This window comes from Amycolatopsis sp. NPDC059235 (assembly GCF_042754125.1).
Lineage (GTDB): Bacteria > Actinomycetota > Actinomycetes > Mycobacteriales > Pseudonocardiaceae > Amycolatopsis > Amycolatopsis albidoflava.
Genome location: NZ_JBHZAG010000111.1, coordinates 19,924 through 27,836 on the forward strand (window position 1 = coordinate 19,924; position 7,913 = coordinate 27,836).

11 protein-coding genes are annotated in these 7,913 nt (G+C 68.5%); 7 read left to right on the plus strand and 4 right to left on the minus strand.

What is annotated here, in order from left to right; all coding sequences use genetic code 11:
* Position 1 precedes the first annotated feature (1 nt).
* Positions 2-673, minus strand: coding sequence for a hypothetical protein (locus ACFXI3_RS41670; RefSeq protein ID WP_378407291.1), 672 nt, complete (start codon positions 671-673; stop codon positions 2-4).
* Between the two features lie 95 nt (positions 674-768).
* On the opposite strand from ACFXI3_RS41670, the gene ACFXI3_RS41675 reads away from it, so the two are divergent.
* Both ACFXI3_RS41675 and ACFXI3_RS41680 read left to right on the plus strand, forming a co-directional pair.
* On the plus strand, positions 769-1,296 hold the full coding sequence (locus ACFXI3_RS41675) for a DUF2020 domain-containing protein (protein WP_354735944.1): 528 nt from the start codon (positions 769-771) through the stop codon (positions 1,294-1,296).
* A 139-nt stretch (positions 1,297-1,435) separates the two neighbouring features.
* Positions 1,436-1,888, plus strand: a complete 453-nt coding sequence (locus tag ACFXI3_RS41680; protein ID WP_116206128.1) for a DUF6918 family protein — start codon at positions 1,436-1,438, stop codon at positions 1,886-1,888.
* Between the two features lie 64 nt (positions 1,889-1,952).
* Here the strand turns inward: ACFXI3_RS41680 and ACFXI3_RS41685 are convergent, their stop codons facing one another.
* Positions 1,953-2,594: a hypothetical protein gene (locus ACFXI3_RS41685; protein WP_378407280.1), complete on the minus strand. Its 642-nt coding sequence runs from the start codon at positions 2,592-2,594 to the stop codon at positions 1,953-1,955.
* 206 nt (positions 2,595-2,800) lie between these two features.
* Here ACFXI3_RS41685 and ACFXI3_RS41690 point away from each other — a divergent pair, with 206 nt between their 5' ends.
* On the plus strand, positions 2,801-3,325 hold the full coding sequence (locus tag ACFXI3_RS41690) for a peptidylprolyl isomerase (RefSeq protein WP_344282324.1): 525 nt from the start codon (positions 2,801-2,803) through the stop codon (positions 3,323-3,325).
* Between the two features lie 43 nt (positions 3,326-3,368).
* Complete coding sequence (locus ACFXI3_RS41695) at positions 3,369-4,331, plus strand: rhomboid family intramembrane serine protease (RefSeq protein WP_378407282.1); 963 nt, start codon at positions 3,369-3,371, stop codon at positions 4,329-4,331.
* Here the strand turns inward: ACFXI3_RS41695 and ACFXI3_RS41700 are convergent.
* Positions 4,317-4,745 carry a PH domain-containing protein gene (locus ACFXI3_RS41700; protein WP_378407284.1) on the minus strand — a complete coding sequence of 143 codons (429 nt, stop codon included), beginning with the start codon at positions 4,743-4,745 and terminating at the stop codon, positions 4,317-4,319. The genes ACFXI3_RS41695 and ACFXI3_RS41700 overlap by 15 nt on opposite strands.
* Positions 4,746-4,830: 85 nt before the next feature.
* Positions 4,831-5,097, minus strand: a complete 267-nt coding sequence (gene crgA, locus ACFXI3_RS41705) for a cell division protein CrgA (RefSeq protein WP_101436684.1) — start codon at positions 5,095-5,097, stop codon at positions 4,831-4,833.
* A 637-nt stretch (positions 5,098-5,734) separates the two neighbouring features.
* Here crgA and ACFXI3_RS41710 point away from each other — a divergent pair.
* The 3 genes from ACFXI3_RS41710 to ACFXI3_RS41720 are packed head-to-tail and all read left to right on the plus strand — an operon-like array spanning position 5,735 to position 7,811.
* Positions 5,735-6,688, plus strand: coding sequence for a class E sortase (locus ACFXI3_RS41710; RefSeq protein ID WP_344282315.1), 954 nt, complete (start codon positions 5,735-5,737; stop codon positions 6,686-6,688).
* Positions 6,688-6,846, plus strand: a complete 159-nt coding sequence (locus tag ACFXI3_RS41715; protein WP_344282313.1) for a hypothetical protein — start codon at positions 6,688-6,690, stop codon at positions 6,844-6,846. Before ACFXI3_RS41710 ends, ACFXI3_RS41715 begins: the two co-directional genes overlap by 1 nt.
* Positions 6,816-7,811 carry an LLM class flavin-dependent oxidoreductase gene (locus ACFXI3_RS41720; RefSeq protein ID WP_378407287.1) on the plus strand — a complete coding sequence of 332 codons (996 nt, stop codon included), beginning with the start codon at positions 6,816-6,818 and terminating at the stop codon, positions 7,809-7,811. The genes ACFXI3_RS41715 and ACFXI3_RS41720 overlap by 31 nt, the downstream gene beginning before the upstream one ends.
* Positions 7,812-7,913: the final 102 nt, after the last annotated feature.

Below are 7,913 nucleotides of genomic sequence, written 5' to 3' on the forward strand. Positions count from 1 at the left end.
GTCACCGACCGTACGGCGGTTGCCCCGGCGGCGGGTAATGCGGCGGCTGCGGCCCGGCCGGACCCGCGGCGGGCGGGGGAGAAGTCTGCGGCATCGGCCCCTGCGGAATCTGCCCGGGGAAACCGCCGGGTCCCGATTGCGGGGGCTGCTGGTAAGCGGCCTGTTGCTGCTGCCACTGCACCTGCTGGAAAGCCTCGGCGGGCTGCGGGAAACAGAACGTCAGCTTCGCGTTGATCGCACCGTGCATCGCCGCGCCCCAGAGCTTCCCGCCGGTGAACGCGTACGTCGCGCCCGCGTACGGATCCACCGCGACCATCCGCGTTTCGCCGCCGAACTGGTTGCTCGTCTTCGCGCTCGCCAGTTGCGCGGCGTCCGGGTGCACGCGTCCGACGAGCCCGCAGATCACCACCGACCCGGCGGTCCAGCCGATCGTGCCCTGCACGTTGGCGCGGGCGTGCTGGGTGGCCATGCCGGTGAACTGCTGCAGTGTCGCCGCGTCGACCTCGGGATAAGCACCGGCCACGACGCAGTAGTTCATCGTGGACAACATGATCGACTCGGTGAACAGGCCGACCGCGGCGGTCACCGGTCCGATCTGGACGGTGTTGAGCCTGCCGCCGCTGCGCACCACGCGTTCGGCGACCACCTGCAGGTACTGCTCGGGCGTGAGCACGTCCGCGACCTCCCCGGGCTGAGCGGAATCCGGGGCAATCGTCGCACGCGCCGCCTTCGCACGGACTTCACCGGGCATGGTTGACTGTGCCCGCCATGCGCCGACTTCTCGTTCTCGCCCCAGCCCTGGTCCTGCTCGCCGGCTGCAACCCGTCGAGCCCGGCGAAGGAGACTCCGTCTTCGGCGCCGGCGAGTTCCGCGTCGGCGTCCGCGGGGCTGCCGCCCGATCCGCAGCCCGCGCGCACCGCGGAGTGCCCGTACCTGTCGAACGAGACGGTGCAGGACGCGAACGGACAGCACGTCACCAAGGTCAGCGTGTCCGACGACGAGCCGCATCCGACGTGCTTCTTCTACCGCCCGGACGGCAGTCTCCAGCTGTCCGTGCGCGTGTACGTGGGCAAGAGCGACGTCGCGACCGCGCTGGTCAACAAGGCCGCGCCGGTCGACACGTCGAACCCGGCTTCGGATCCGGCGGGGTGGAAGGGCGGCTACCAGCCTGCCGGCGACGGGGTGGTCTACGCCGTCGCGAAGGGCGAGGCCGCCGTCATCGTGACGAGCAACCAGAAGCAGAGCATCAAAGCACGCACAGTGGCGAAAAAGGCTATCGCTGCCCTGAAGCTCTGAGTAACGGGCTCCGCACGGGTGAGTGAAGTTGATCTTGTATTACTCTAAGCAGCACGCGCAGTCCCCCCAACACTCGCGCGGCGGGTGCCCGTCCGGCACCGAATACTTGGTTACCCCTTTTGACGACAAGGACAGATTCGTGGCTGACACCCTCAAGGAAATCCTGCTCGACTCGAGCCGTCGCCCCAGCGTGGTCACCGACCTCGGAGAGCTCGTGGACGCCGAGGTCTCCGACAAGGGCGGGGTCTCGGGCGCGGTCGTGAAGACCGGCTTCGCCGCCGTCAAGAAGATCAAGCCGGGCATCATCCCGTCCGCGGTCGACAGCCTGCTGGACGACTTCGCCGGCGCGCTCGAGCCGTTCTACGGCGACTACCGCGCGAAGGGCGGCAACGACTTCGGCGCGTACCTGACCAGCCGCTCGGACGAGGCTTCGGACGCGCTGCTCGGGGTTACCGACAGCCGCGCGGACCGCAGCAGCCGCGACAGCATCAAGAAGGTCTACTCGAAGCTGCGCCCGAACGGCAAGAAGAACGTCGAAGAGGCGCTGCCGCGTCTCGGCCAGCTGATCGACAAGCACGCCGCCGCGGTCTGAACCGACTGAGCGCTCGCACGAAAAAGGGCCCCGGGACGCACTTCCCGGGGCCCTTTTCGCGCGTTCAGTTCTTCTTCTCCGCAGCCGACGTGCTCGGCGCCTTGCCGTTCGTCTTCGGCTCGCCCGGCTTGGCGTCCTTCGCGTCCTTGGCTTCCGGAGCCGGCTTCGCGGGCGGAGCCGGCGGAGCGGGCGGGGTGGCCTTCGGCGGCGCCGGGGCGACCGGCGGCTCCTGCTGACGCGACTTCAGCGCGACGGCGGTGCCGACCGCGACCGCGCCGAGACCGAGGATCCACGGCCAGCGGCGACGCTTGCGGGTGCCCTTGGCCGCGCTCTTCGCCTCCTCCAGCGCGACGCGGAACTCCTTCTTCGCCGCCTTGAAGTCCTTCTTGCCGCGACGCTTCGACTCGCCGGCCGAGGCAGCGGCCTTGATCGCGGCCTTCTTCGCCTTGCGGCCCGGCTTCTTCAGCTCGGCGATGCGGGCGAGCGCTTCCTTGCGCGCCGCGGCGGAGCTCTTCTTGAGCTCCTTGCGAGTCAGCTCCGTCTTCTTCGCCAGCTTGCGCCGGGCCCGGCGGCTCTGCTTCCCCAGCTCCTCCGCGCCGGCCTCGGCGGCCTTCGCGCCCGCCTTGCCCGCCTCGACGACCAGCTTCCGCAGGTCGCTCGAGCCGGACTTGACCGACTCGCCGACCGATTCCACGGCCCGGGTCATGGTCTTCACCTCATCAATCGTTGTGAAACAGATCTGTTGCTTGACATCTATCCTGCCCTTTTTCCGCCCGCACCGCTGCGGCTTCCCGTTCGAGGCGGATCGGAAACCTCAAGAAAGTGGTCTCTTCCTGGGCCGATGTCCAGCGCGACGGGCCGGGACGGCCCCCTGAACCCCCCATTTGTGCGAAGGGGTGGCACGATGGCGGCGTGACTGAAAGCGCCCGCAAGGCCACCCTGCACACCAACCAGGGTGACATCCACGTGAACCTGCTGCCCGACCACGCGCCGAAGACCGTGGCGAACTTCGTGGGGCTGGCCACCGGCTCCAAGGAGTACACCCAGCCGAACGCGAAGGGCGGCAACTCCGGTCCGTTCTACGACGGCTCGATCTTCCACCGCGTCATCGACGGCTTCATGATCCAGGGCGGTGACCCGACGGGCACCGGCCGCGGCGGCCCCGGCTACAAGTTCGGCGACGAGTTCCACCCCGAGCTGCAGTTCTCCAAGCCGTACCTGCTGGCCATGGCGAACGCCGGGCCGGGCACCAACGGCTCGCAGTTCTTCATCACCGTCGCGCCGACCTCGCACCTGAACTTCCGGCACACGATCTTCGGCGAGGTCGCGGACCAGGACTCCCGGAACGTCGTCGACGCCATCGCCACCAGCGCGACCGGCCCGGCGGACCGCCCGCTGTCCGACGTGGTTATCGAGAAGATCACCGTCGAAGACTGACGAGCCGCAGGCAGGGACGGGGTTTCGGTAGGTTGGAGTCATCGTGAGCCAACCGCCGAACCCGTCCGCGCCGTCTCTTCCCGGTTGCTGGTGGCATCCGAACCGCCCGACCGGCCTCAGCTGCGCCCGCTGCGGGCGTCCGGCCTGCCCGGACTGCCTGCGCGAGGCCCCGGTGGGATTCCAGTGCACCGACTGCGTGCAGACCGGGGCGCAGCAGCAGAAACAGCAGCAACGGCAGTATCGCAATGCCGGGATGGGTTCTCGCACGATCGCGGGGGCCCGGCTGTCCAATTCTTACGTCGTCACCGCCACGTTGATCGCGGTGAACGTGGTGATCTTCTTGGTCACCGTCATCCAGGCGAAGAGCCTGTTCAACAACCAAGTCGCGCCCGTCGAGCAGGCGGGTGTCCTCTGGCCCTCGGCCACACTCGGCGGCGGCGAGTTGTGGCGGATCTTCACCTCCGGTTTCCTGCATTACGGGCCCGTTCACATCGCGGCGAACGCGTTCTCGCTGTGGATGATGGGCCGCGCTTTGGAACAGGTCTTCGGCAGGATCCGCTACCTGGCGCTCTACTTCGTGTCGATGCTCGGCGCTTCCACCGCGGTGCTGCTCTTCCAGGACATCGACGGTGCCACCGCGGGCGCGTCCGGTGCGATCTTCGGGTTGCTCGGCAGCTATGCGGTCATCGTTCTGAAGCTCCGGCTGAACCCTTCCGCGCTGCTCGTCAACCTGGCGATCAACGCCTACGTCACCTTCGCGATCCCCGGCATCTCGATCTGGGCGCACGCGGGAGGGCTCGTCACCGGTGCGCTGGTGACGGCAGCGATGCTTTACGCGCCGGCCCGGAACCTGGTCCGGTGGCAGGCGATCGGCACGGTCATCGTCGCGGTCGCGCTCGCCGGGCTGATCGGCTGGCGAGCCACCCAGATTCCCACGGTTTCGTGCGGTTTCCACGAGTCCCGCGGCCAGACCTATTACGGCTGCGGGACGTCACGCTCCGTCTGACCGGGCCCGCAGCTCCGTAAGCACGTCCAGCACGTCGCGAGGATCCTCGCCGAGATCGGTCTGCCCGAAGATGAACAGCTGATCGCCGTGCTCCAGCTCGAGCGTGACGCCGTCGCGGCCGAGGCGGCGCGTGCTGCGCAGCCGGACCGTCGTGCCGGTCCAGGGGAGCTGGTGCGTGCCGTTGAGCGTGCGAGCGCGCACACCGTCCAGATCCGCGGCAAGCCGAGGGCGCACGAGCGTCCAGTGGACCGCGAACGCGCCGACGGCCAGCGTCGCGAGGCCGGTGAGCACCGCGCCCTTGCCGTCGCCGAAGGTCGCGTCCACGACGGTTCCGACCAGCAACAGCGCGGTCAGGCCCCACGCCACTACCACGAGGTTTCGGCGCGGAGCCCACGAGGCCGGGTGGTTATCCACAGGGGTTATCCACACTGGGGATGAGTCACACCGGTGTGATTCGGTGTCAATCGGCCGTCCGGAGCAAAGCTGATCCGGCGGATGGTCAGCGCCACCGCATCGTCATCAGCAGGCCGGCGATCATCGCGGCGAATCCGATCGCGAAATTCCAGTTTCCGAGCTGGCTGAGGAACGAAACCTTGTCGCCCGCGATGTAGTTCACGACCAGCCACACCAGCCCGAGGAGCATGAGGCCGAACATGACGATCTTGTAGAACAGGTTCGACGGTCCCGCGGCCTGGACCTTCACCGGGGTGCGGCGGTCGACAGGCGGGGTGTACGCGGTCTTCTTGCGGACCTTCGACTTCGGCATCGTTTCCTCGCGTGCTCTCGGGCATTCCTGGTGGCGGCATCCTGGACGAGGTCCCGCTGTCGGGGTGCGCAACCAGCGCCACGTGCACACGTTAACGTAAAGGACGGCTCCGCAGCACCGGGCGGGAGCGGTCGGGTTTCTCAGACTGTGACAATAGCGCCACCTGGAGTGCCGAGGAGGACTCCGGCCGGGCGCGGGAGGAGCTTGGGTGACGCCGCAAGATTGGCCGGGCGAGGACGACCGCCGCCCCGGCACGGGACCTGACCGCCCGGTCCGCCGACAGCCCCCGCCGCCGAGAAGGCAGTCCGGGGAGACACCGCCGCGGCGAAGAGTGGCAGGCGATCCGGGCCGGAGATCACCCGAACAGCGCACGCCGAACGACCGGGGCGGACCGGCCCAGGGCGGCGGCGAAAACCGGCCTGGGCAAGGGCGGCCCCGCGAGGGTGACCCCCGCGGCGGTGATTTCGGCGGTCCTCGCGGCAACGCACCTCGCCGTACCGCCGAGTTCCGCGCCGAAGGCAATCCGCGCGGCGAACGGCGCCCGGCCGACCCGCGCGCTGATCGTGCGCAGCCTGGGGATCCCGGACGGCGTCCCCGCGGCGGAGATCCCCGCCGTCAGCCGGAAGAAGGCCGTCAGATGCCTCGCCGGGTGGGCGCCGCGGCCCCGGACCCGTCCCGGCGGCGGATGACCGGACCGGAGTTCGCGGAGCAGCCGACCGAGGTGTTCTCCGCGGTGGCCGTCGCGGACAAGGACGAGAAGAAGGCCAAGAAGACCCCGCCGCCGCTGGGCAAGGGCGGAATCGCGATCCGCACCGCGGGCGAAATCTTCATCACGCTCGGCGTCGTGGTGCTGCTGTTCATGGTGTACGAGGTCTGGGTCACCGACCTGTTCTCGGCGGAGAAACAGCACACCGCGAGCGACCAGCTCGACGGCGACTGGCAGAAGGACCGCACGCTGCACCCCGAGCTGATCGACGGCAAGGCGTTCGCGCGGATCCACATCCCGTCGTTCGGCGCGGACTTCAACTTCACCATCCAGGAAGGCACCGGCGAGGACTCGCTGGCGGTCGGCCCCGGCCACTACAAGGGCACCGCGCTGCCGGGCGAACCGGGCAACTTCGGCATCGCCGGGCACCGCGTCGGCAAGGGCGCGCCGTTCAACGACCTGGACAACCTGAGCTCCTGCGACCAGATCGTCATCGAAACGCACAGCGATTTCTTCATCTACCAGGTGCTGCCCTACGACGACGAGATCAAGGGCTGGAGCAGCGGCAAGGGCGCGCAGCCGGAGTGCAAGGGCGTCTCGACGCTGCGCAATTCGAGCATCCCCGGCGGCGGACCGTACGACGAGACGTTCGGCCGCAAGGTAGTCCAGCCGAGCCAGGGCGACGCGGTGAACGCGGTGCCGTACAAGCCGGCCGACGCGTTGCCCAAGGCGCAGCAGGCTTCGCTGCTCACGCTCACCACGTGCCACCCGCAGTTCTCGGCGAAGGAGCGGCTGATCATCACCTCGGTGCTGACCCGCCAGGTGCCGAAGACGCAGGTGCCGGATTACACGACGCTGCTGAAGAAGATCGGAGTCGGTTCCTGATGTACGGCTGGCTCTGGCGGCATCTGCCCGGTCCGTTCGCGGTGAAGCTCGTGATCGCGCTCGTGCTGGCGCTCGGGATTGTGGCGTTGCTGATGTTCGTGGTGTTCCCGTGGCTGGACCCGCTGCTGTGGTTCAACAACGTGTCGGTGAACAACTGAGGTTCGGCGTCTTCCTGGTCTCGGGCCGCTTCCCGGGCCAGGACGACGCCGCCGTCCTGCGGCGCACCGTCCGTGCCGCTCTTGCTGCCGAGGCGGCTGGCTTCGATGACGTGTGGCTGGCCGAGCACCACTTCATGCCTTATGGCGTGTGCCCGTCGGCCATCACGCTCGCCGCGCACGTGCTTGGCCAAACGTCGCGGATCAGCGTGGGCACGGCGGTGAGCGTGCTGTCGACGACGCATCCGGTCGCGTTGGCCGAGCAGTGGTCAATGCTGGACGCGGTTTCCGACGGCCGATTGCGATTGGGTGTTGGCCGGGGCGGGCCTTGGCAGGATCTGGAAGTGTTCGGGACCGGGTTGCCGCGCTATGAAACGGGTTTCGCCGAGTCGCTGGATCTTCTGCTGACTGCCGCCGCCGGCCGGGTTTCGGCGCACGGGGCGCACTTCTCTTTTCGCGAAGTGCCGTTGCGCCCTGCTCCGCAACGCTCCCCGCAAGTCGTGGTGGCCTGCGGCGGACCTGCTTCTTTCGCCGTCCGGCTGGCTGCTGAACGTGACTTGCCGTTGTTGCTGGGCCTGCACGCGGATGACTTTGAGAAGGCCGCGACCGTCGCTGCTTACGGTGCGCCCGCGGCCCATGTGTCGACTGTGCTGTGCCAGGTCGGCGACGATGCTTCCGCGGTGGTCCGCCGCGCCCTGCCGGGCTGGCTGTCGGACGGCCTGGCCGCTCATGTGCCGGTAGACGACCGGCCCGGTCCGGCGCGGGATCCTTGGGAGTACACGGAAAACCTGTGCGCGATCCATCCGGTCGGCCCGGTTGAGCATTGTGTCGAGACCCTGCGGACGAGCCTCCGGCGCACCGGGGTGTCCCAGGTGATCATGTTCGTGGAAGCGTCCGGCACGCCGGAGGGCACGCTGGCGAACATCGCGCGGATCGGTGCCGAGGTGCTGCCCGCGCTGCGGGATTAAGGTTCGCGCCTTCTAATCTCTAGGTCGCAGGTTCGAGTCCTGCCGGGGGCACAAAAGCCCTGGTCACGGAAGTGACCAGGGCTTTTCTCGTTCGCCGCCCCA